Below are 20,693 nucleotides of genomic sequence, written 5' to 3' on the forward strand. Positions count from 1 at the left end.
GTATTCAGTCCTGCTTGTTGCCGCTCTCGCCATCGGCGCCGCTGCGCGCCTTCGCCTGTGCCTTGCGACGTTTCAGATTGGCCTTGAGGGCAGCCTTGAGACGCTCCTCGCGCGTCTGGGCCACCCTTTTCGGGCCTGATTTGTCCGGTTTCCGCTCCATCGGCACTGTCTATAACAGCCGCCCTCAGCCGTCCAGCCAAGGGCGGGCCCCAGATAGCCCCCGCAACGGGTCACCCCGGCTCAATCCCGCCATGCCCCGGGGGTTCCGAAATCACCGCCGCAAAAGGCCCGTTGGCACCCTTAGTGGCACGGGCGCCACGCTTGCGCCGGGCGGGGGCGGTTTTCCAAGGGCATCGGCCCTGCCCGGCCGGCGGATCGCAGCGGAAATCGAAAACTTGCCAGAAGCCCCTTGCACCGAATTTGGGAATTGTCTAATCAGCCGCCACATCACGACGCCGAGACGTTCCGGGCCAACCCGGATCCTTGGCCGAGCGATCGGATGCTGTGGTAGCTCAGTGGTAGAGCACACCCTTGGTAAGGGTGAGGTCGAGAGTTCAATCCTCTCTCACAGCACCATCCCCCACTTTTCCAATGATCCGCCGGCCCCTCGGCCCGACAGCCGTCGTCCTAGAGGATGCCCTCGGCCAGTTCCGGCGCTGGCGAAAGCTCCCCCCGCTCGATGCGGCGGATGATGCGGTGCACCTTCTCGTGGGGGGCGCAGTCGATTCCCATCTCCTGTCCCCGCCGGGCGACGAGGCCGTTGATCGCGTCGGTTTCCGTCCGACGCCCCTTGCGGATGTCCTGCGCCATCGAGGGGCGCTGATCGGCGCTGCGCCCGCCGGCAATGCGCGCCATGGCGGCGCGGATCTCGGCGGCGGCGCCGGTGTCGCCATCCTCGGCCGCGACCAGTGCGTCGAAGGAATAGGCCGTGTCGACAAGGCCATAGTCCAGCGCCCGCCCCACCCGCACGGTCTGGGCGCCCAGGCGCATCCCCAGTTCGATCGTGACCGGGGTCGTGTCCCGCTCCAGCCCGGTCATTCCGGTCATGCCCGACAGGCCGTTGCGCATGGAATTGACCACCAGCTTGGACCATTTGATACCCGGCAGATCCTGCATCACGTCCACATCCTCGGCATGGGCCAGGGCCCGGGCGATGCCGTCGCAGGCGCCGATGCGCGCGGGATCCATGGCACCCACGTTGACATGGCCGCGCGGCGACATGCGCTTGATCCGCCCGGGCGCGATCATGTCACAAGCCAGCGCGGCGATGGCACAGCCGAAAGTGGCCGAGGGGCCCGCGATCTGGGCGATCTCGGGTTCGTTGAACGAGTTCTGCAGGGATACGATCGCCCCGTCCCGGGCCATGTAGGGCAGGATCATCTCGGTCGCCCAGCGGGTGTCGTAGGATTTGACCGCGATGAAGGCGATATCGACGGGATGCTCGCGGATCAGCTCCTGCACCTGGCTGAGGTGTCGGATGTCGGGATGGACGACGGCGCGGGCATCGCTGTCCAGCTCTTCCAGGCTCAACCCGTCGCGGCGCACGGTCTCGACGTGCTCGGGCCAGGCGTCGAACATCACGACATCCATGCCGGCCTGTGCCATCTGCCCCCCGAAATAGCCGCCCATGGCGCCGGCCCCGATGATCGCGATCCGCTTGTCCAAATCCGTCCCTCCCGTGGCCCGTGCCGGGCCAGTTCCACGCCCCCTCCCCGGGGCGCATGGTGCTGATTTGAAGCCCAAAACCGGCGGCGAAGCCATCCCTTTCGGGCGATCGTTCCGCATTTGCCCGCCCCGCGCACCACCCCCGGCGGAGCAGTCCGGCCACCATGCAAGCATGGGCTGTGACGCCCAGCCTCCCCAGGCGCGACCTACCCGTCGATGGTCCGCGCGGCTTTGCGGGCTAGGTCATCGGGCATCCCCGTCAAAGCCCCCGCCGGGGCCCTGGTGAAAGGCGCGCGCATGTCCGACCTATCGACCTGGTTCACGTCTTGGGACCGTCTGGAAAGCATCGCGGTCTCGTCGGTGGCGCTTTACGTGCTGATCGTGGTGCTGGTCCGGGTGATGGGCAAGCGGGTGACGGGCCAGATGAACAGTTTCGACTGGATCATCACCGTCGCCGTGGGCAGCCTGCTGGCCAGCGGCATCTTGCAGAACAGCGTCTCGGTCAGCGATGCGGCCTTGGCGATCGGGATCCTGGCGGCCTGTCAGTGGCTGATGACCAAGGCCTCGGTCCGCAGCCAGCGGTTCGAGAAACTGGTCAAACCCGCCCCGCGCCTGCTGGTTCACAAGGGCGCCTATCTGGACGCCCAGATGGAGCATGAGCGCGTGACCCGCGCCGAGGTGGACGCGGCCCTGCGCGAACAGGGCCATGCCTCCATCGACGAGGTGAACTGGGTCGTTCTGGAAACCGACGGCACCATGAGCGTCGTTCCCCGCATGGCCGTGCCGCTGGATCAGGCCGGGCTGATGCGGCAGGTGGCCGGGCACGAAAAGCTGGACGAGACACCGCCGCAGGCCGCGCCGCGCGGCTAGGGGCGCAGATGCTCCAGCGGCAATGCGGTGCTGTATGATACCTGGTTGAGGGCGAAACTGGATTTGATGCTGGCGACGCCGGGGATCCGGGTCAGATGCTCCTTCAGGAACTGCTCGTAATGCTGAAGGTCGGGCACCACGACGCGCAGCAGGTAATCTGCCTCGCCCGTCATCAGGTAGCATTCGACCACCTCCGGCCGGTCGCGGACATCATCCTCGAATTCCTGAAGGCGTTCCTTGACCTGCTTTTCCAGCGTGACGCTGACAAAGACGTTCACCATCAGCCCGATGCCCGCCGCGTCCAGCAAGGTGACACGGCTGCGGATGATCCCCGCCTCCTCCAGCAGTCTTACCCGTCGCAGGCAGGGAGAGGGCGACAGGCCCACCCGCTCGGCCAGTTCCAGATTGGATATGTCGGCCCGCTGCTGAAGGATCTTGAGGATTCGCAGGTCTGTCGCGTCCAATCGCAAAGTTGGCATGAATTACCCTGAATTGACCACTTTGAAGCAAGTTATTCCACAACCCCGTCGGCACGCCAGTCAATTCGCAACCCTGCGCCGGGGGATCCGTGGCACACTCTGCCCAAAGCCGCCTTTTCCGATATGGACGCCCGATGACCCGCACGCCCCCGACCTCCCCTGCCCCCCTCGACACGATGGCGCAGCTTGAGCGCAAGATCCTCTGGCTCTCGGCCTGGATGATCCACAATGCCAACCACCTGCGCGCCAAGAGCGACGATCTGAAGGTCGGCGGGCACCAGGCCTCCTGCGCGTCGATCACCACGATCATGACCGCGCTTTACATGGATATCCTGCGGCCCCAGGACCGGGTGGCGGTCAAGCCCCACGCCAGCCCTGTCTTTCACGCGATCCAATACCTTCTGGGCCAGCAGAGCCTTGAGGCCCTGAAGGATTTCCGGGCCTTCGGGGGGGCGCAATCCTACCCGTCGCGCACCAAGGACGCGGACGACGTCGATTTCTCGACCGGCTCCGTTGGGCTAGGGGTTGCGATGACGGCCTTTGCCAGCCTGACCCAGGACTATCTGAAGGGGCACGGCTGGCTGAACCGCCCCGAGGGGCGGATGGTGGCCCTGGCAGGTGATGCCGAATTCGACGAGGGCAACATCTTCGAGGCGCTTCAGGAAGGGTATCGCCACGATCTGCGCAATACCTGGTGGGTGATCGACTACAACCGCCAGAGCCTGGACGCCGTCGTGCACGAGCAGATGCACGGCCGCTATGCCGAGGTGTTCCGCTCTTTCGGATGGGACGTGAAGACGATCAAATACGGCCGCCTGCTGGAAGAGGCGTTCGAGCGGCCCGGCGGCGGCGCCCTGCGCGAGTGGATCGATACCTGCGCCAACCCGCTCTACTCGGCCCTGACCTATCGCGGCGCGCCCGCCTGGCGCGACCGGCTGGAGGCCGACTTGGGCAACAACCTCGCAGGTGCGATCCTGGCGGACCTGGACGACGCGGGGATCGAGCGGCTGATGACCAACCTGGGCGGGCACGACCTGTCGGCCCTGCGCAGCACCTTCCGCGACACCACCAGTGACCGCCCCACGGCCTTCATCGCCTATACGATCAAGGGGTTCGGCACCCCGCTTGCCGGTCACAAGGACAACCACGGCGGGTTGATGACGCCCGAGCAGATGGACCGTTTCCGTCAGGACATGGGCGTCCGCGAGGGCCATGAATGGGATCCGTTCGAGGGGGTCGACGCCGACGCCCTGCGCGCCCACCTCGATGCCGTTCCTTTCGCCGCCGAGGGGCGTCGGCGCTACCGGGCCGCGACCCTGCCGGTGCCCGAAGCACTCGCCCAACCGGTCCGGGGCCGCAGCTCGACCCAGCTGGCGTTCGGCAAGATCCTCGACGACATCGGGCGCGACCGCGAGGGCGCGCTGGCCTCGCGCATCGTCACCACATCGCCCGACGTGACGGTTTCGACCGGGCTGGGCCCCTGGGTGAACCGGCGCGGGCGCTTCTCGGTCGATGCGCAGGCCGACGTCTTTCGAGACGAGAAGGTGCCCAGCATGCAGAAATGGGCGGCAGGCACCTCTGGGCAGCATCTGGAACTGGGGATCGCCGAGAACAACTTCTTCACCATGCTGGCCGCACTTGGCCTATCGCATTCGGTCTTCGGAGAGCGGCTGCTGCCGGTGGGCACGCTTTACGACCCCTTCGTGGCCCGCGGCCTCGATGCGTTGAACTATGCCTGCTACCAGGATGCGCGGTTCATGGTGGTCGGCACGCCATCGGGGATCAGCCTGGCGCCCGAAGGCGGCGCGCACCAGTCCATCAACTCGCCCCTGATCGGCATGGCCCAGGACGGGCTGGCCAGTTTCGAACCCGCCTTCGCCGATGAGCTTGAGGCGATCATGCGCTGGTCCTTCGACTACCTGCAACGCGACGCCGATGCCCTGCCCGAAAAGCCCGACGCATGGGACCGCGATGCCAAGGGCGGATCGGTCTACCTGCGGCTTTCGACCCGCACCCTGGAACAGCCCGCCCGCAGCTTCACCCCCGAGGAGGAGCGCGCGGTGATCGACGGCGGCTACTGGATGCGCCCCCCCGGCCCCAACTGTGAACTTGTCGTCGCCTACAGCGGCGCCGTCGCCGAGGAGGCGATGACCGCCGTGGGGCTGCTGTCCGAAAGCCTGCGCGACATCGGTCTGCTGGCCGTCACCTCGCCCGACCGCCTCAGCGCCGGCTGGCACGCCGCCGCCCGGGCGCGCGAGGACGGTCAGCTTCATGTCACCAGCCATGTAGAGCGGCTGTTGCAGGCCGTGCCGCGCCACGCCGGGATCATCACCGTCTGCGACGCCTATCCGGCGACGCTGGAGTGGCTGGGCTCGGTCAACGGCAACCGCACCCGCGCCCTGGGCGTCGAAAGTTTTGGCCAGTCCGGCAGTGTCGAGGATCTTTACGCAGCCTACGGCATCGACGCACAGGCGATCATGCGCGCCGCGCGGATCAGCGTGGGCCTGGTGCCCCGGGCGATCCGGGGCTGACAGGCCCACGCGGGGCCGGGTGGCGCGAGGTCGAAGGCCCCGCGCCCAAGCCCGGCCCGAGGGCCGTGGCTCAGCCCTTCTTCGGGGCGCCGGTGGTGCGCAGGTAAGGCAGCACCCGCTCGTATTCTCCGAACCGCTCGGTCGCCTCGTCGTCAGAGACGGCGGCGGTGATGATCACGTCCTCGCCGGATTTCCAGTTGGCGGGGGTCGCGACCTTGTGCTCGGCCGTCAGCTGGATGGAATCGAGGGCGCGCAGGATCTCGTCGAAATTGCGCCCGGTGGTCATCGGATAGGTCAGCGACAGCTTGATCTTCTTGTCGGGCCCGATGATGAACACCGACCGCACGGTGGCGTTGTCGGCGGCGCTGCGCCCCTCGGACGAGCCGCCGGTATCGGCCGGCAGCATGCCGTAAAGCTTGGCCACCTTCAGATCCGTGTCACCGATCATCGGATAGCCGACCGCGTTGCCCGACACCGTCTGGATGTCGGATTTCCACTTGTGGTGATCCTCGACCGGGTCGACCGAGATGCCGATGATCTTGGTGTTGCGCTTGGCGAACTCGTCGGCCATCCCGGCCATCACGCCCAGTTCGGTCGTGCAGACCGGCGTAAAATCCTTGGGATGCGAGAACATCACCGCGTAGCCGTCGCCGATCCAGTCGTGAAAGTGGATCTCGCCCTCGGTGGTCTGGGCCGTGAAGTCGGGGGCCGTGTCGTTGATGCGTATGGACATGGTGTCCTCCTGAAATGGGTGCGACACCATTGATAAAGGCATGCCCGCGCGGCAAGGCAATGGCCCGCGCGCAGTCGGCGGCAACTGGCCCATGGCGCCGACCTGCCTTTTATCCCCCGCACGAAGGTGGGCGCGGCTCAGCCCGCGGGCTGGAAACTGTCCTTCTGCTCCTCGCGCAGGATGTTCTTCTGGACCTTGCCCATCGTGTTGCGCGGCAACTCTGCCTGCACCACGTAGCGGCGCGGCTGCTTGAACCCGGCCAGGCGCGCCCCAAGATCGGCGCGGATCGCGTCGAGGTCGGGACCGCCCGCCCCGTCGGGGACCAGAACGGCGACGACGCTTTCGCCGAAATCGGGGTGCGGAACGCCGATCACGGCGCTTTCGCGAACGCCCGGCTGCTCATCGAGGATCAACTCGATTTCCTTGGGGTAGATGTTGTAGCCCCCGGAGATGATGAGGTCCTTGTTGCGCCCGACGATGGTCAGATAGCCGTCGTCGTCGAAGCGGCCCAGGTCGCCTGTGATGAAGAACCCGTCGGCGCGCAGCTCCTCGGCGGTCTTTTCGGGCATCTGCCAATACCCCTTGAAGACATTGGGACCGCGAAGCTCGATCTGGCCGATCTCTCCCTTGGGCAGGGTCTTGCCCGTGTCCGGATCGGTGATCTTGATCTCGACCCCCGGCAGGGCAAAGCCGACGGTGCCGGCGCGCCGCTCGGCGTCGTAGGGGTTTGAGCTGTTCATCGAGGTCTCGGTCATCCCATAGCGTTCCAGGATCCGGTGGCCGGTCCGCTCTTCGAAGCGGACATGGGTCTCGGCCAACAGCGGCGCGCTGCCCGAGATGAAGACGCGCACGTGTCCGACCAGCGCGCGGGTGAACCGCTCGTCGTCCAGCAGGCGGGTGTAGAAGGTCGGCACCCCCATCATCGTCGTCGCCCGGGGCAGCTGCTCGATCACCGTGTCCTGATCGAACTTCGGCAGGAAGATCATCGCGCCCCCCGCCAGAAGCGAAACGTTGGTCGCCACGAAAAGCCCGTGACTGTGGAAGATCGGCAGCGCGTGGAGCAGCACGTCGCGGTCGGTGAACCGCCAGCACGAGACCAGGGCGATGGCGTTCGACAACAGGTTCTCCTGGGTCAGCATCGCCCCTTTCGAGCGCCCCGTCGTGCCCGAGGTGTAAAGCAGTGCGGCCAGATCATCGCGCCCACGCGCGACAGTGGTGAAGTTTTCGGGGGCGGCCGCCGCCATATCGGCCAGCGATCCGCCGCCCACGGCGTCCAGCGTCGCAAGGCGGATCCCGGCCCCCTCGGCGATCGGCGCCAGCGCCTCCGCATCACCGGGATCGCAGACGAAAAGCCCCGCCCCACTGTTGGCGATGAAATACTCAAGCTCGCTGGCGGTATAGGCCGTGTTGAGCGGCAGGAAGACCGCCCCCGCCCGCACGCAGGCGCCATAGAGGGCAAGCGCCTGGGGCGACTTGGCCACCTGAACCGCCACCCGGTCGCCCGGCGCGATCCCCTGCTGAACCAGCGCGTTGGCATAGCGCGCCACCTGGCCCAGGAACCCTGCGTGGGTGATCGTCTGCCCGTCGGGCAGGTGCAGGAAGGGCGTGTCCTTGCCCTCGTGACGGCCGAACAGCGTGTCGTAAAGCGGATTGCTCATGGGTCTTGCGGGTCCTTTGAACGGGGTATGGCCGCGCCCGGGGCACATGGCCGGGGCGCGGCCGGATGCTCAGCTCTGACTGGCCAGGCGCCGGCGGCGGGCGCGATACTGGGCGATCACCGGCAGCGACATCGACAGCAGGGTCAGGGCCAGGAAGGTCACGACGATCGGCCGCTCCAGAAAGCCAAGCCAGGAATGATCGAAGATGATCAGCGACTGCTTCAGCGTGCCCTCGACCAGCTCGCCCAGGATCAGCCCCATGATGACCGGCGCCGCCGAGAAGCCGAAACGCTGCATCACGAAGCCAAGAACAGCGGCCGAAATCATGATCCAGACGTCCAGCAGCGCCTGCTCCAGCGCATAGGCCCCGATGCAGGCCAGCACGAAGACCGCGGGCCACAAATAGGTGGTGGGGATCAGGGTAATGCGGGCGAAGAACTTGGCCCCGACGAAGCCGAAGGCGGCAAAGGCGAAATTGGCGATCAGCATGGCCAGGAAGATCGAGTAGAGAAGCGTCGGCTGCTCGGTGAAGAGATGCGGGCCGGGACGCAGCCCGTGCACCATCAGCGCTCCCAGGATGATCGCGGTGGTGGCACTGCCGGGAATGCCCAGCGCCAGCGTCGGCACCATGGCAGCGCCGGTGGCGGCGTTGTTGGCAGCCTCCGGGCCCGCGATACCGCGCAGGTCGCCCTTGCCGAACTCGCTCTTGTCCTTGGCAAAGCGCTTGGCCTCGGCATAGCCCATCATCGCGGCGACGGTGCCCCCCTCGGCCGGCAGCAGCCCGATGAACGAGCCGATGCCGCAGGACCGCGCGATGGTGCCCAGACAGAAGCGGATGTCCTGCCTGGTCGGCAGCTTGACCGCGTTGATCGGCACCGCGACCTTCTTGAGGTTCAGCTTGCCCGACTGCTTGATGAATTCGGCCCCGGCAAAGAGGCCGATCATCACGGGGATGAAGCCGATCCCTTCCGAAAGCTCCCAGTTGCCGAAGGTGAAGCGCTCGATCCCGGTGGTGAAATCCATCCCCACGGTGGCGACCAGCACGCCCAGTGCGCCGCCGATCAGGTTCTTCAGCGCGCTTTCCCCCGAGATGGTGGCCAGCATCGACAGGCCGAAGACGGCAAGGGCGAAATACTCGGGCGGACCGAAGCTGTAGGCCACCCGGCTGAGCAGCGGCGCCGCCACGATCAGAACGATGATCGAGAAGATGCCGCCGATCACGCTAGAGACGGCGGCCATGCCCAGCGCCTTGCCGGCATAGCCCTTCTGCGCCAGCGGGTAGCCGTCGAAGGCCGTGGCGGCGGCGGGCGGCGCGCCCGGCGCGTTGACAAGGATCGCGGTGATCGAGCCGCCGAACGTGCCCGCACAGTAGAGCGCGGACAGCAGCGCGATGGCGGCGATCGGGTCCATGGTCAGGGTGAAGGGCAACAGCAGCGCCGTCGCCATGGTCGAGGAAAGCCCCGGCATCGCGCCCACCAGCACCCCGCCCAGGGTGCCGAAGATCACCACGCCCACGAGATAGGGATCACCGAACCCGGCCAGTGCTGCAAGAAAGGAATCCATGCTTCAAAAAGCTCCTGTTGGTGCTGGCTTCGCCCGGCCCGGCCGGCTGCGAAGAAAGGTCCTTTGAATTGCGACGCGCACGGCGCCGGGCCGATCCGCCTGCGGGCGGGCCCGGGCCGGACGCCTCAGATCATCTTGTCGATCAGCCCCTCGACGACGCCCGGCGGGAAATGCACCTTCAGCAGGACGTCGAACAGCAGGTAGACCGCCACCGGAAAGCCCAGCGCATAGAGAACCAGCGTGGCCGTGAACCGCTCTCCCCAGGTCAGGGGCATGACGATGCAGAACAGGAACATCGCCGCCAGCGGGCCCAGGGCCTCGAAGGCCATGACGAAGGCCACCATCAGCGCCCCCGTCACCAGCATGATGATCTTTGGCGCGCGGCGGGCGGGCTCGGGCTGTCCCAGCCCAAGCGCCATCATCAGCACCGTCAGCGCGGCGATCACCGCAAGGACCATGCGCGGAAACGTGGCCGGCTGGACGTTCTGGGCCAGGGCCGCGGGGGCCTTCTGGATGTCCAGCGACACCCAGTAGGCCACGGCGCAGAACAGCAGGATCACGAATCCCACCGCCATGTCGCGCGGCAGGCGGCCCGCCTCCACGGGCCGCCCGGTCTCGGATCCGACCTGCATCAGATCAGGCCGAGTTCCTTGAGCGCGGTCTCGCTCTCGACGTAGATCCGCTCGATATGGGCGTTCCACTTGTCCTGACCCACGACCGAGGATTTCGGCATGCCGCCGCTTTCCAGGTAGGCCTGGTAGACCGAATGCTCCATCGACTTGACCAGACCGTCGGACAGGATCTGCATACGGTCCTCAGGGACACCCGAAAGGCAGGCAAAGCCGCGCACGGTCGAGGCATAGGCGTCGACCCCCTGCTCGGCCGCCGTCGGCACGTCGGGAATACCCGAGATGCGCTCCTCGGACAGGGCCACGACGGGGATCAGGTCGCCCGCCTCGAACTGGCTCTCGCCTTCGGCGTAGTTCAGGATTGCCGCGTCCACGTTGCCGCCGACCAGCGCCGTGACGATGTCGCCGCCGCCCTGGAAGGGCACGATGGCGTAGGGAATGCCGCCGGCCTTCTTGCAGAAATTGTGGATGCCCACATGGTCAGCGCCGCCCGCGAAGGTGGTGCCCCACTTCAGGCCGCCGTCCTTCTCGGAGGAAGCCTTGATCACGTCCTCGAGGGTCTTGATCTCGCTGTTGGCGGGCACGGCGATCACGGTGGGATCGTCGGTGGCGCGGGCCAGACCGGCCAGATCCTCGATCTTCAGGGGCACCTTCTTCTGGATGATCTGGAAGATGTGGCTCTGAGTGATCGTCATGAAGGTGTAGCCGTCGCGCGGACGCGAATCGACATACATCAGCGCCGCGGCACCCGAGCCGCCGCGCTTGGACACCACGACCATGTCCTGGTCGAAGACGCGGCGCGCGCGCAGCATCATCATGCGGGTGGTGATGTCGGTGCCGCCCCCCGGACCCGCGTGGGTCACGACGTTCAGCGTATCGTTGGGAAAGGCGTCCTGCGCGAAAGCAGGCCCGGCAAGGGGCCCAAGGGCTGCCATGCCGCCCAGCGCGGCCGAGCGCCCGAGAAAGGCGCGACGGTTCGGTACAAGGATATCAGTCATTTTTCCTCCCCTAAATGACCTGGCCCCTTTCGGTGCCGTTGCTTATGGCGCGTCGGCATCTCCCCTGCCGACGCTGCCCCCGGCCGGTGCGGCCAGGGGATCGTTGCGCGCCCCGTCCACCGGCGAGCCGGCGGCGGTGACGTTGGTGTCCAGGGCCCTGTCGTCCGCCAGGGTGCGCACAAAGCGCTCCAGCCCGGCCTCGATATGGCAAAGGGCGGCCAGACGTGCGGCTGCCGCATCGCCCTGGCGCACGGCCTCGACGATGGCCTCGTGTTCGCTGATCGACCGGGCGATGTTCATCGCGACCGACAGGCCGCGACGGCGAAACAGGTGCATTTCCTTGACCAGGCCGTCGTAGACGCCCTTGGCCTTGGGGTTCTGGGCCCCGCGAAGCAGCATGTCGTGAAAGGCGATGTTCAGTTCGTAATAGGCCGGGCGGTCGTCACCGGCGAAGGCCGCGCGCATGTCCGTCAGGTTCCGGTCCAGCGCCGACATCAGCTCCTCGTCGGGGGTCCGGGCCATGTGGCGCGCGGTTGCGGCGCAGGCCATCGCGAAGATCGCCCCGCGCAGGTCATAAAGGTTGCGGATCTCCTCGACCGTCAGGCGACGCACGAAGGCGCCCCGGTTGGCGATCGTCACGATCAGGCCTGAATCGATCAGCGAACGGATCGCCTCGCGGACGGTGCCACGGCTGACGTGCATGGAGTTCGCCAAAGCCAGCTCGTTGAGCTTCTCGCCCGACTGGATCTCGCCCGCGAGGATACGCCGCTCGATCTCCGAGCGGACCTCCCCCGCCAGGGTTTCGCGGCGTGCGCCGATGGGATGCGTAAGCTGGTTCATGCCCTACACCTCGCCGTCTCGAATGCATTTTGTCAACAATTAACATTTGGATTGTCAACATTTCCAAATGCCCTTATGGCTCAAGGGGTCTGGAGAACGGGGAGGAACCGGATGTCCCACGAAAACACCGCGAGAGATGCGGGCGCGGCACGGCTGCCCCTGCCCAGCACCGCGCTACAGCACATCCGCGTCCTGGACCTGACCCGCGTCCGCTCGGGCCCGACCTGCGTGCGCCAGCTTGCCGACTGGGGCGCGGACGTCATCAAGATCGAGGCGCCGGTCGACGGCGCCCAGCTTGGCGGCCCCCGCCAAGGATCCGATTTCCAGAACCTGCACCGCAACAAGCGCAGCCTGACCCTCAACCTCAAGACCGACGCCGGGCGCGATGCTTTCCGCCGGCTGGCCGACACCGCCGACGTGGTGGTCGAGAATTTCCGCCCCGACGTGAAGACCCGCCTCGGCATCGACTACGACACGCTGGCGGCCAGCAATCCGGGGCTGGTCTATGCCTCGATCTCGGGCTTCGGCCAGGACGGCCCCTACGCGGGACGCCCGGGCTTCGACCAGATCGCGCAGGGCATGGGCGGGCTGATGTCCATCACCGGCAAACCCGGCGAAGGACCGATGCGCGTCGGGATCCCGATCGCCGACCTCTGCGCCGGGCTGATGGCCGCGCAGGCGATCATGATCGCCCTGCTGGAGCGTCACCACTCGGGCAAGGGGCAATGGGTGCAGACATCGCTTTTGCAGGCGCAGGTCTTCATGCTGGACTTCCAGGGCGCGCGCTACCTGATGGATGGCGAGGTGCCCGGCCAGGCCGGCAATAATCACCCCACCTCGATCCCGACCGGGGTCTTCCGCACCCAGGATGGCCACATGAACCTGGCCGTCGCCGGACAGGAGATCTGGAAGCGGTTCGCGATCGCCCTTGGCCGGGAGGACTGGACGACGGACCCCCGTTTCGAAACCGCCCCCGCCCGGTCGGAAAACCGCGATGCCCTGACCGAGGAGATCGAGGCCGTCACCACCACCCAGACCACCGCCCACTGGGTCGAGGCGATGAACCGGGCCGGCGTGCCCGCAGGCGAGATCAACGACATCGGCCAGGTCTTCCGCGACCCGCAGGTGCAGCACCTGGGCATCGCCCAGCCCGTCACCAGCCAGGAGCGCGGCGAGACCCACCTGATCGGCCAGCCCATCAAGATGAGCCGCACGCCAAGCCACATCGCCGCCCCGCCCCCCTTGGCCGGTCAGCACAATGCCGAAATCCTGTCCGAGGTCGGTTTCTCGGAACAGCAGATCGAGGCGATGAAACGCGATGGCGCCATCTAGGCGCCCAAGGAACGAAAGGCCCCAACATGGCAGACAGCACCCTCACCGCCGGCTCCACTTCCGGCCCCGTGGCCTCGCCCACGACCGACAAGATCCTGACCCAGCGCGATGGCGAAATCGCGAGGATCGTCTTCAACCAGCCCGAGAAGCGCAACGCCGTCTCGCTTGAGATGTGGCAGGCGGTCGAGGCCGCCCTGACCGAATTCCGCGACGACCCTGAGGTGCGCATCCTCGTCCTGTCCGGTGCGGGCGGCAAGGCCTTCGTTTCGGGCGCCGACATCTCGAAATTCGAGAGCGAACGCGCCAGCAAGGAGGCCGTGGCCACCTACAACGCCACCACCAAGCGGGTCTATGACATGGTCGAGGCCTTCCCCAAGCCGACCATCGCCCAGATCGACGGCTTCTGCGTCGGCGGCGGCGTGGCGCTGTCGCTCTGCTGCGACATGCGGATCTGCGGCAAGGGCAGCCAGTTCGCCGTGCCCGCCGCCAAGCTGGGCCTGGGCTATGCCTTTCCGGGCCTCAAGCGCCTGGTTGACGTGGTGGGCCCCTCCTTCGCCAAGGAGATCTTCTATACCGCCCGCCGCTTCGACGCCGAGGAATGCCGCACCATGGGGCTGGTCAACCGTGTCGTCCCCGACGACCAGGTCGCCGAGACCGTCACCGAGACCGCGCGCATGATCGCCGCCAACGCCCCGCTGACGGTGGAATCGGTGAAGTTCATCGTGGGCGAGGTGCTCAAGGACGCCGACAAGCGCGACCTCGCGGCCTGCGACGCCAAGGTCGCGGACTGCTTTGCCAGCCGTGACTATGTCGAGGGCCGCCGCGCCTTCATGGAAAAGCGCAAGCCCGTCTTCGAGGGGGCGTGATGTCCGGCGGACAGGGCGGATCCGCCGAAGGCGGCGCGCAGCGGCGGGTCGATCCCGCCGCGGCGCGCGCCCGTTTCGACGCGGCGCTGGACGGCCACCACCAGGATTTCGAAACCTTCTTCCTGGCGCGGCTGATCGGGCTGGAATTCGACTACCTCCCCACCGGGGCCAGCGACCCCGAGAAGGAGGCCTGCCGCCTGACCTTCCCGGTCGGGGAGATGCTGATGAACCCCCAGGGAAGCCTGCACGGCGGCATCATCGCCACGGCCATGGACATCTCGATGGGACACCTGCTGCGCAAGGTCCAGGGCGCCGCCGGCGCGACGATCGAGATGAAGGTCCAGTACCTGCGCCCGGTCGGCCCCGGCCAGGCCGTCTGCGAAGGCCGCTTCATCCGCCGCGGCCGCGCCCTTTCCTTCATGGAAAGCCGGATGTTCAACGACGAGGGCAAGCTGGCCGCCCACGCCACGGCGACCTGGAAGATGCCCGGCTGAGGGCCGCGCTTTCACTGGCAAATGAAATCCGGGGTGGCCAATTCCCAACGCCATCCTAACAGACCTCGCCGGGCTGAATTCCCGGCTCATCCCTTCAGCTGTACGGGGCCCCCAAAGCGTTCTCACACAGGGCGGTCACGTGGCTGGCGATATGAAAAGTTTGGATGAGGTCGAAGGTCGCGCCCGGTCCGGAACGAACGGCGCCGGACTATCCCTTCTCGGGACGCATCCACTCTTCGCCATTTTTTGATGAAGCTATCTAATCCCAAGCTTTGGGATAATGGCGGAGACGAAGGGATTCGAACCCTCGAGACGGTTTCCCGCCTACTCCCTTAGCAGGGGAGCGCCTTCGACCACTCGGCCACGTCTCCGCGGACGGGTATAGCCGGGCAAGCCACGGAGTTACAAGGCGAAACAGGCGGTTCGGGGCAAAAACCCGAGGGGAAGTACAAACCTTTGAAATAGGGGGGAAAAGGTTCCTGCGCCGGGCATTGCGGCGCAGGTGGCAGGGTCCTTGCGGGCCAAACGGATGCTCCAGGCCAAGGCGCGAACGGTCGTCAGGGGGCCGGGAATCCGGCGGCCGGGCAAGCGGCGCCCAGCCCTATGCCACACCGCGAGGGGCTGGCGGAAGACCGCCACCCTCCCCCTCTTCCGGCGGTGACGTAGGGGCACTGCCCTTGAGGAGGGGGCCGCAGGAACATATCATGAACTTTATGAAACAGGATCTCCGCCAGAAACTCGCCATCCTCAGTGACGCCGCCAAATACGACGCCTCCTGCGCGTCCAGCGGATCGGTGCGCCGGGACTCGAGCGACGGCAAGGGACTCGGCTCGAACGAGGGGACCGGCATCTGCCATGCCTATGCGCCAGACGGGCGCTGCATCAGCCTGCTGAAGATCCTGATGACCAATTTCTGCATCTACGACTGCGCCTATTGCGTGAACCGGGTCTCGTCCAACGTCGAGCGGGCGCGCTTCTCGGTCGAGGAGGTGGTGACGCTGACCCTCGAGTTCTACCGGCGCAACTACATCGAGGGGCTGTTCCTCAGCTCGGGCATCATCCGCTCGCCCGATGCCACCATGGCCGACATGGTCCGCATTGCCCGCACCCTGCGGCACGAGCATGGTTTTCGCGGATACATCCACCTCAAGACCATCCCCGACGCCGCGCCCGAGCTGATCGAGGAGGCCGGCCTGCTGGCCGACCGCCTGTCGATCAATGTCGAGCTTCCGACCGACGACAGCGTTCGCGCCTACGCGCCCGAGAAGGACCCCGCGCAGATCCGCCGCGCCATGGCGGGGGTGCGGGTAAAACAGCTTGAACGCTCGGAGAAATCGCACACCGGCCGCCTGCCCGCCCGTTTCGCCCCGGCGGGCCAGTCGACCCAGATGATCGTCGGGGCCGACGGCGCAAGTGACAGCGCCATCCTGGGCAATGCCACCCGGCTCTATTCCAGCTACAGGCTCAAGCGGGTCTATTATTCGGCCTTCTCTCCCATCCCAGACAGTTCCAGCGCGCTGCCCCTGATCAGCCCGCCGCTTCAGCGAGAGCACCGGCTCTACCAGGCCGACTGGCTCTTGCGTTTCTACGGCTTCGGGGTCGAGGAGATCACCGGCGTCAGCCGCGACGGCAACCTTGATCTGGAGATCGACCCGAAACTGGCCTGGGCGCTGGCGCATCGGGAGCTGTTCCCGGTCGATGTGAACCTGGCCGAACGGGAGATGTTGCTGCGCGTGCCCGGGTTCGGCACCAAGACCGTGGGCCGCATCCTCGCGACCCGGGCGCACCGGTGGCTGCGCTACGACGATCTGCGGCGGATGGGGGCGCAGATGAAAAAGGCACGGGCCTTCGTGACCCTGACCGACTGGACCCCCGGCGCGCTGACCGACAGCGCGGGGCTGCGGGCGCGGTTCGCGCCACCGCCCGAACAGCTCAGCCTGTTCTGAGGGCAGCCATGCGATCGGTCATCCTGCCCGTGATGGGCACCAATGCCGCGTGGCGTAACGCGGCCCGCGACCTGGCGGCGCGGGGCGTGCCGCCCGAAGACGTGTTGTGGCAATTCGGCGAGGGGGGCAGTGACCTGTTCGCGGCCGGTCAAGCCGCACCACCCGGGCCGGATGCCCCTGGGGCCCCTGCCCTTCGCGTTCCCCGCGCCTTCGTGGCGTTGGCGGGGGAAGTCACGTGCCACTCGGACCCCGAACGCTTTGCCCTGCTTTACGCGATGCTCTGGCGGCTGCAGAAGCGCCCGGGCCTGCTGTCGGACCGGGGCGACGCCCAGGTGGACCGGCTGGAGGCGATGGCCAAGTCCGTCCGCCGCGACATGCACAAGATGAAGGCATTCGTGCGGTTTCGCGACATCGGCGGTGCCGACGGGCAGGAGCCCGGCGCGCGGCGCGCCTTCGCCGCCTGGTTCGAGCCCGAGCACAACATCGTGGAGGCGACCGCCCCCTTCTTTGCCAAGCGTTTCGGTGACATGGACTGGACCATCCTGACGCCGAAGGAGTGCGCCCGGTTCGATCGCGAGGGTCTGCACTTCTCGCCCGGGGCCGCGCGCCCGCCCCTGCCCGAGGACGCAACCGAGGAGCTGTGGACCACCTATTTCCGCAACATCTTCAACCCCGCCCGCCTGAAGGTGAAGGCGATGCAATCCGAGATGCCGCGAAAATACTGGAAGAACATGCCCGAGACGGCCGCCATCCCCGAGATGATCGCGGGCGCCGAGGCGCGGGTGCGCGGGATGCAGGCCGCCGCCCCCAGCCTGCCGCCCTTGCGGGCCGAACGGATTCTGGAGCGCAACCGCACGGCCCCGGGGGCGCAGGCGGATGCGGCCGACAGGGACGGGCCGCTTCAGACCCGCCCCGTCACCTGGCCCGCACTCGACAAGGGGTTGGCGGGCTGTCGTCGCTGCCCGCTCCATGCCGACGCGACCCAGGTCGTGCCCGGACGCGGCCCCCGCGACGCCGCGCTGATGATCGTGGGCGAGCAGCCGGGCGACCATGAGGATCTGACAGGCCAGCCCTTCGTTGGTCCGGCCGGGCAGCTTCTGGACCGCGCCGCGCGCGAGGCCGGGCTGGACCGAAACGCGGCCTTCATCACCAACGCGGTCAAGCATTTCAAGTTTGCCCCGCGCGGCAAGCGGCGCATCCATCAGCGCCCTGACAACACCGAGGTGATGGCCTGCAAATGGTGGCTGGATGTCGAGCGAGAGCTGCTGCGCCCTCGCCTGATCCTGGCCCTGGGCGCCACCGCGGCGCGGGCGCTGACCGGCAATGGCGACGCCATACTTGCCCGCCGCGGCCGGGTCGAGCGGACGGCAGACGGCACGCCGGTGCTGCTGACCGTTCACCCCTCCTACCTTTTGCGGCGCAGCGATGCCGCCACGATCGAGGCCGACATGGCCGCCTTCGTGGATGACCTGCGCCATGCCGCCCGGCTGCTGGCCGCGTGACGTTCCGACGCGCCCTGCGTATGAAGCTGAAAAATCCTTGATGCGTTCCGGCGCGGCCCGGGGCGGATCCAGAATCGCGCCCCCGCCCAGCCAGGTTTCGCAGGGTAAATTCAGGCAGTTACGCGAAATCCCTTTCGGTTCCCCGCGAATTCACAGATTGGCGGCACGTTGCCGATCTGCCGCAATCTGGGGTTGAGAGGGGTGTTTCCTTAAGGTTTCGATGCAAAAAACGCGAAAGGCCCCCGCATACTCAGGGCAGCAATACCACAGGCAATAACAAGAAAAGGATACAGGCATGAAAACCGGTTCTCTTGCTCTTTTGTTGGCCATGGGCCTTGCGGCTTCGGCCATATCGCCTTCGCGGCTTGCGGCGGCCCCCGCTCAGGCGGGCGTCGACGGACAGGGCTTTGCCCAGACATGCACCCATTACGGTAAACGCGCCAATGGCGACGAGGTGGAGCCTTTCTATATCTCGGCGCTTGCAGACAGTTGCGAGGTGGCGCTGGCGCAGCTCGCCGCCGGTCCGGCCCGCGACAACCGCGCCCCAATGGCACAGACCCGCGCCCGGGTCTTCCTGGAGCGGCTGACCCTGCTGCGCCAGACGGTCACAGCGATCAACATCAACCGCTTCCTTCACGTGCGCACGGCGACCCAGCCCACCGTGGCCTTCAAGCCGGTCACGAAAACCGGGGAATACCTGATTGCCCGGCGCCTTGGCGCCTTCGCCGCGCACCGCGCCTTCGAGGCGCAGGCCGACTTCAAGGTCTCGGCGCGGAAGTAAGCGGGATCACGGGCGCGGCCGCCCTTATCGGCGCCGCGACCGGCCCGGCGCAGGCGAGCGCTGTTCAGGCGTTGAAAGCGGTCAGGCGTTGAAAAGGAAGTGCAGCACATCGCCATCCTTGACGATGTAGCTCTTGCCCTCGACCCGCAGCTTGCCGGCGTCCTTGGCCCCCTGCTCGCCGTTGTTGGCGATATAATCGTCGTAGGCGATGGTCTCGGCCCGGATGAAACCGCGCTCGAAATCGCCGTGGATGACACCGGCGGCCTTCGGCGCGGTGGAACCCGCGGGCACGGTCCAGGCCCGTGCTTCCTTGGGTCCGACAGTGAAATAGGTCTGCAGGTCCAGCAACTCGTAGCCCGCCCGGATCAGACGGTCGAGGCCCGCCTCCTCCAGCCCCAGCTCCTCCAGGAACTCGCGCGCCTCCTCGGGGTCGAGCTGGCTGATCTCTTCCTCGATCGCGGCCGAGATCACGACATGGGCCGCGCCCTGCGCCTCGGCCATCTCGGCGACGCGGCGGGTCTGGTCATTGCCGGTGGCGGCGCTGGCCTCGTCGACGTTGCAGACATAGAGGACGGGCTTGGAGGTCAGAAGCTGAAGCATCGCCCAGGCCTTCTCGTCCTCGGCGTCGATCTCGACGGTGCGGGCGGGGCGCCCCTCTTCCAGGGCGGCCAGCGCCCGGCGCAGCAGGCGGTCCTGCTGGGCGGCATCCTTGTCGTTGCCCTTCAACTTGCGCTGCAGGTTCTGAAGCCGCTTCTCGATCGATTCCATGTCCGCCAGCATCAGCTCGGTCTCGATGGTCTCGGCATCCTCGACCGGGTCGACGCGCCCGTCGACATGGGTGATGTCGTCATTCTCGAAACAGCGCAGCACATGGGCGATGGCGTCGCACTCGCGGATGTTGGCCAGGAACTGGTTGCCCAGCCCCTCGCCCTTGGAGGCACCCTTCACCAGGCCGGCGATATCGACGAAGGTCATGCGGGTCGGGATGATCTGCTTGGAACTGGCGATCGCGGCCAGCTTGTCGAGCCGCGCGTCGGGCACGGCCACCTCGCCCACATTGGGCTCGATCGTGCAGAAGGGAAAGTTCGCCGCCTGGGCGGCAGCCGTGCGCGTCAGCGCATTGAACAGCGTGGATTTGCCCACATTCGGAAGCCCGACGATCCCGGTCTTGAAACCCATTTCCGCACCCTTTCGTGACGATCGCCGCCGCTTCTAGTGGCAGCCCCCTTCCGGCGCAAGCCAAGCCTTGGTGCGGCGCCCTGCAAGGGGTATGCTGATCCCCTGAAGATCGGGAGGATTTTCCATGCCATTCACCCCATACCTGCATTTCGACGGCACCTGCGCCGAAGCCATGAAATTCTACGAAGATGTCTTCGACGGGCGCGATCTGTTCATGATGCGCTTTGACGAGATGCCCGAGGACGCCGGAGGCGACATGCCGCGCTCGGACCGGATCATGCACGCCACGCTGAAGACCGACGACGGCATCCTCTACGCCTCGGATTTCCCCCAAGGGGGCGAGCCGCAGAAGGCCGTCAGCGTGAGCGTCCCGATCAAGGAGGTGGAGCGCGCGCGCGCCATCTTTGACCGTCTGACCAGCAACGGCGGCGAGGCTGCGATGCCCTTCGGAAAGACGTTCTTCTCGTCGGGCTTCGGCGTCGTGCGCGACCGCTTCGGCACCCATTGGTTCATCATGGTCGACGAGCCCGAAGGCCCGATGCCCGACGCCTGAGGCACCCCGTCACCCCCCGCCAACCGCTGTGCCCCATTGATTTCCGCGCGCGTTTTCTGCACTACCACACGACC

19 protein-coding genes and 2 tRNA genes are annotated in these 20,693 nt (G+C 66.8%); 10 read left to right on the forward strand and 11 right to left on the reverse strand.

Features of this window, described 5'->3' with window-relative positions; genetic code table 11:
* Positions 1-4: 4 nt before the first annotated feature.
* A complete protein-coding gene (locus CLV77_RS16535) occupies positions 5-160 on the reverse strand; it encodes a hypothetical protein (RefSeq protein WP_170043958.1) in 156 nt (51 codons plus the stop codon).
* 341 nt (positions 161-501) lie between these two features.
* Here CLV77_RS16535 and CLV77_RS11150 point away from each other — a divergent pair.
* A tRNA-Thr gene (locus CLV77_RS11150) sits at positions 502-576 on the forward strand.
* Between the two features lie 51 nt (positions 577-627).
* Here the strand turns inward: CLV77_RS11150 and CLV77_RS11155 are convergent.
* Positions 628-1,665: a ketopantoate reductase family protein gene (locus tag CLV77_RS11155; RefSeq protein WP_076980501.1), complete on the reverse strand. Its 1,038-nt coding sequence runs from the start codon at positions 1,663-1,665 to the stop codon at positions 628-630.
* 297 nt (positions 1,666-1,962) lie between these two features.
* Between CLV77_RS11155 and CLV77_RS11160 the strand changes: the two genes are divergently transcribed.
* Positions 1,963-2,535: a DUF421 domain-containing protein gene (locus CLV77_RS11160; protein ID WP_076980500.1), complete on the forward strand. Its 573-nt coding sequence runs from the start codon at positions 1,963-1,965 to the stop codon at positions 2,533-2,535.
* Here CLV77_RS11160 and CLV77_RS11165 read toward each other — a convergent pair.
* On the reverse strand, positions 2,532-2,999 hold the full coding sequence (locus CLV77_RS11165; RefSeq protein ID WP_425319791.1) for an Lrp/AsnC family transcriptional regulator: 468 nt from the start codon (positions 2,997-2,999) through the stop codon (positions 2,532-2,534). The two genes, CLV77_RS11160 and CLV77_RS11165, sit on opposite strands and share 4 nt — an antisense overlap.
* 149 nt (positions 3,000-3,148) lie before the next feature.
* Here CLV77_RS11165 and CLV77_RS11170 point away from each other — a divergent pair, with 149 nt between their 5' ends.
* Entirely contained in the window at positions 3,149-5,545 is a 2,397-nt protein-coding gene (locus CLV77_RS11170; RefSeq protein ID WP_076980498.1) for a transketolase, read from the forward strand.
* 70 nt (positions 5,546-5,615) lie between these two features.
* Here CLV77_RS11170 and CLV77_RS11175 read toward each other — a convergent pair whose 3' ends face one another.
* The 6 genes from CLV77_RS11175 to CLV77_RS11200 all read right to left on the reverse strand — a co-directional run bounded on the left by CLV77_RS11175 (position 5,616) and on the right by CLV77_RS11200 (position 11,966).
* Positions 5,616-6,278, reverse strand: a complete 663-nt coding sequence (locus tag CLV77_RS11175; RefSeq protein WP_076980497.1) for a peroxiredoxin — start codon at positions 6,276-6,278, stop codon at positions 5,616-5,618.
* 137 nt (positions 6,279-6,415) lie between these two features.
* Entirely contained in the window at positions 6,416-7,936 is a 1,521-nt protein-coding gene (locus tag CLV77_RS11180; RefSeq protein WP_076980496.1) for a malonate--CoA ligase, read from the reverse strand.
* A gap of 69 nt (positions 7,937-8,005) precedes the next feature.
* Positions 8,006-9,499, reverse strand: coding sequence for a tripartite tricarboxylate transporter permease (locus CLV77_RS11185; protein ID WP_076980495.1), 1,494 nt, complete (start codon positions 9,497-9,499; stop codon positions 8,006-8,008).
* Between the two features lie 125 nt (positions 9,500-9,624).
* Complete coding sequence (locus CLV77_RS11190; RefSeq protein ID WP_076980494.1) at positions 9,625-10,131, reverse strand: tripartite tricarboxylate transporter TctB family protein; 507 nt, start codon at positions 10,129-10,131, stop codon at positions 9,625-9,627.
* Entirely contained in the window at positions 10,131-11,126 is a 996-nt protein-coding gene (locus CLV77_RS11195) for a Bug family tripartite tricarboxylate transporter substrate binding protein (protein WP_076980493.1), read from the reverse strand. The genes CLV77_RS11190 and CLV77_RS11195 overlap by 1 nt, the downstream gene beginning before the upstream one ends.
* A 42-nt stretch (positions 11,127-11,168) precedes the next feature.
* Positions 11,169-11,966 carry a GntR family transcriptional regulator gene (locus tag CLV77_RS11200; RefSeq protein WP_076980492.1) on the reverse strand — a complete coding sequence of 266 codons (798 nt, stop codon included), beginning with the start codon at positions 11,964-11,966 and terminating at the stop codon, positions 11,169-11,171.
* 111 nt (positions 11,967-12,077) lie between these two features.
* On the opposite strand from CLV77_RS11200, the gene CLV77_RS11205 reads away from it, so the two are divergent.
* Genes CLV77_RS11205 through CLV77_RS11215 form a run of 3 tightly spaced genes read left to right on the forward strand, consistent with a single transcriptional unit; the run spans position 12,078 to position 14,658 of the window.
* Positions 12,078-13,298, forward strand: a complete 1,221-nt coding sequence (locus CLV77_RS11205) for a CaiB/BaiF CoA transferase family protein (RefSeq protein WP_100053081.1) — start codon at positions 12,078-12,080, stop codon at positions 13,296-13,298.
* Positions 13,299-13,324: 26 nt separating this feature from the next.
* Positions 13,325-14,164, forward strand: a complete 840-nt coding sequence (locus CLV77_RS11210; RefSeq protein WP_076980491.1) for an enoyl-CoA hydratase — start codon at positions 13,325-13,327, stop codon at positions 14,162-14,164.
* Complete coding sequence (locus tag CLV77_RS11215; RefSeq protein WP_076980490.1) at positions 14,164-14,658, forward strand: PaaI family thioesterase; 495 nt, start codon at positions 14,164-14,166, stop codon at positions 14,656-14,658. The genes CLV77_RS11210 and CLV77_RS11215 overlap by 1 nt, the downstream gene beginning before the upstream one ends.
* Before the next feature lie 281 nt (positions 14,659-14,939).
* On the opposite strand, the gene CLV77_RS11220 is transcribed toward CLV77_RS11215, so the two are convergent.
* Positions 14,940-15,029: transfer RNA gene (locus CLV77_RS11220), tRNA-Ser, on the reverse strand.
* A gap of 342 nt (positions 15,030-15,371) precedes the next feature.
* On the opposite strand from CLV77_RS11220, the gene CLV77_RS11225 reads away from it, so the two are divergent.
* The 3 genes from CLV77_RS11225 to CLV77_RS11235 all read left to right on the forward strand — a co-directional run bounded on the left by CLV77_RS11225 (position 15,372) and on the right by CLV77_RS11235 (position 18,887).
* On the forward strand, positions 15,372-16,604 hold the full coding sequence (locus tag CLV77_RS11225) for a putative DNA modification/repair radical SAM protein (RefSeq protein ID WP_076981164.1): 1,233 nt from the start codon (positions 15,372-15,374) through the stop codon (positions 16,602-16,604).
* Positions 16,605-16,612: 8 nt separating this feature from the next.
* A complete protein-coding gene (locus CLV77_RS11230) occupies positions 16,613-18,106 on the forward strand; it encodes a UdgX family uracil-DNA binding protein (RefSeq protein WP_076980489.1) in 1,494 nt (497 codons plus the stop codon).
* 295 nt (positions 18,107-18,401) lie between these two features.
* Positions 18,402-18,887: a hypothetical protein gene (locus CLV77_RS11235; RefSeq protein ID WP_076980488.1), complete on the forward strand. Its 486-nt coding sequence runs from the start codon at positions 18,402-18,404 to the stop codon at positions 18,885-18,887.
* An 81-nt stretch (positions 18,888-18,968) separates the two neighbouring features.
* Here the strand turns inward: CLV77_RS11235 and ychF are convergent, their stop codons facing one another.
* Positions 18,969-20,066, reverse strand: coding sequence for a redox-regulated ATPase YchF (ychF, locus tag CLV77_RS11240; protein ID WP_076980487.1), 1,098 nt, complete (start codon positions 20,064-20,066; stop codon positions 18,969-18,971).
* A gap of 124 nt (positions 20,067-20,190) precedes the next feature.
* Between ychF and CLV77_RS11245 the strand changes: the two genes are divergently transcribed.
* On the forward strand, positions 20,191-20,619 hold the full coding sequence (locus CLV77_RS11245; RefSeq protein ID WP_076980486.1) for a VOC family protein: 429 nt from the start codon (positions 20,191-20,193) through the stop codon (positions 20,617-20,619).
* Positions 20,620-20,693: the final 74 nt, after the last annotated feature.

Origin of the sequence: Brevirhabdus pacifica, assembly GCF_002797755.1 — a bacterium.
In the GTDB taxonomy this organism is placed as follows: Bacteria; Pseudomonadota; Alphaproteobacteria; order Rhodobacterales; family Rhodobacteraceae; genus Brevirhabdus; species Brevirhabdus pacifica.

Coding starts and splice junctions, on each gene's coding strand:
- CLV77_RS11185 (WP_076980495.1), bottom strand. CDS start 9,499: ATGGATTCCTTTCTTGCAGCACTGGCCGGGTTCGGTGATCCCTATCTC.
- CLV77_RS11225 (WP_076981164.1), top strand. CDS start 15,372: ATGAAACAGGATCTCCGCCAGAAACTCGCCATCCTCAGTGACGCCGCC.
- CLV77_RS11170 (WP_076980498.1), top strand. CDS start 3,149: ATGACCCGCACGCCCCCGACCTCCCCTGCCCCCCTCGACACGATGGCG.
- ychF (WP_076980487.1), bottom strand. CDS start 20,066: ATGGGTTTCAAGACCGGGATCGTCGGGCTTCCGAATGTGGGCAAATCC.
- CLV77_RS11160 (WP_076980500.1), top strand. CDS start 1,963: ATGTCCGACCTATCGACCTGGTTCACGTCTTGGGACCGTCTGGAAAGC.
- CLV77_RS11205 (WP_100053081.1), top strand. CDS start 12,078: ATGTCCCACGAAAACACCGCGAGAGATGCGGGCGCGGCACGGCTGCCC.
- CLV77_RS11230 (WP_076980489.1), top strand. CDS start 16,613: ATGCGATCGGTCATCCTGCCCGTGATGGGCACCAATGCCGCGTGGCGT.
- CLV77_RS11190 (WP_076980494.1), bottom strand. CDS start 10,131: ATGCAGGTCGGATCCGAGACCGGGCGGCCCGTGGAGGCGGGCCGCCTG.
- CLV77_RS11175 (WP_076980497.1), bottom strand. CDS start 6,278: ATGTCCATACGCATCAACGACACGGCCCCCGACTTCACGGCCCAGACC.
- CLV77_RS11245 (WP_076980486.1), top strand. CDS start 20,191: ATGCCATTCACCCCATACCTGCATTTCGACGGCACCTGCGCCGAAGCC.
- CLV77_RS11235 (WP_076980488.1), top strand. CDS start 18,402: ATGAAAACCGGTTCTCTTGCTCTTTTGTTGGCCATGGGCCTTGCGGCT.
- CLV77_RS11210 (WP_076980491.1), top strand. CDS start 13,325: ATGGCAGACAGCACCCTCACCGCCGGCTCCACTTCCGGCCCCGTGGCC.
- CLV77_RS11215 (WP_076980490.1), top strand. CDS start 14,164: ATGTCCGGCGGACAGGGCGGATCCGCCGAAGGCGGCGCGCAGCGGCGG.
- CLV77_RS11200 (WP_076980492.1), bottom strand. CDS start 11,966: ATGAACCAGCTTACGCATCCCATCGGCGCACGCCGCGAAACCCTGGCG.
- CLV77_RS11195 (WP_076980493.1), bottom strand. CDS start 11,126: ATGACTGATATCCTTGTACCGAACCGTCGCGCCTTTCTCGGGCGCTCG.
- CLV77_RS16535 (WP_170043958.1), bottom strand. CDS start 160: ATGGAGCGGAAACCGGACAAATCAGGCCCGAAAAGGGTGGCCCAGACG.
- CLV77_RS11180 (WP_076980496.1), bottom strand. CDS start 7,936: ATGAGCAATCCGCTTTACGACACGCTGTTCGGCCGTCACGAGGGCAAG.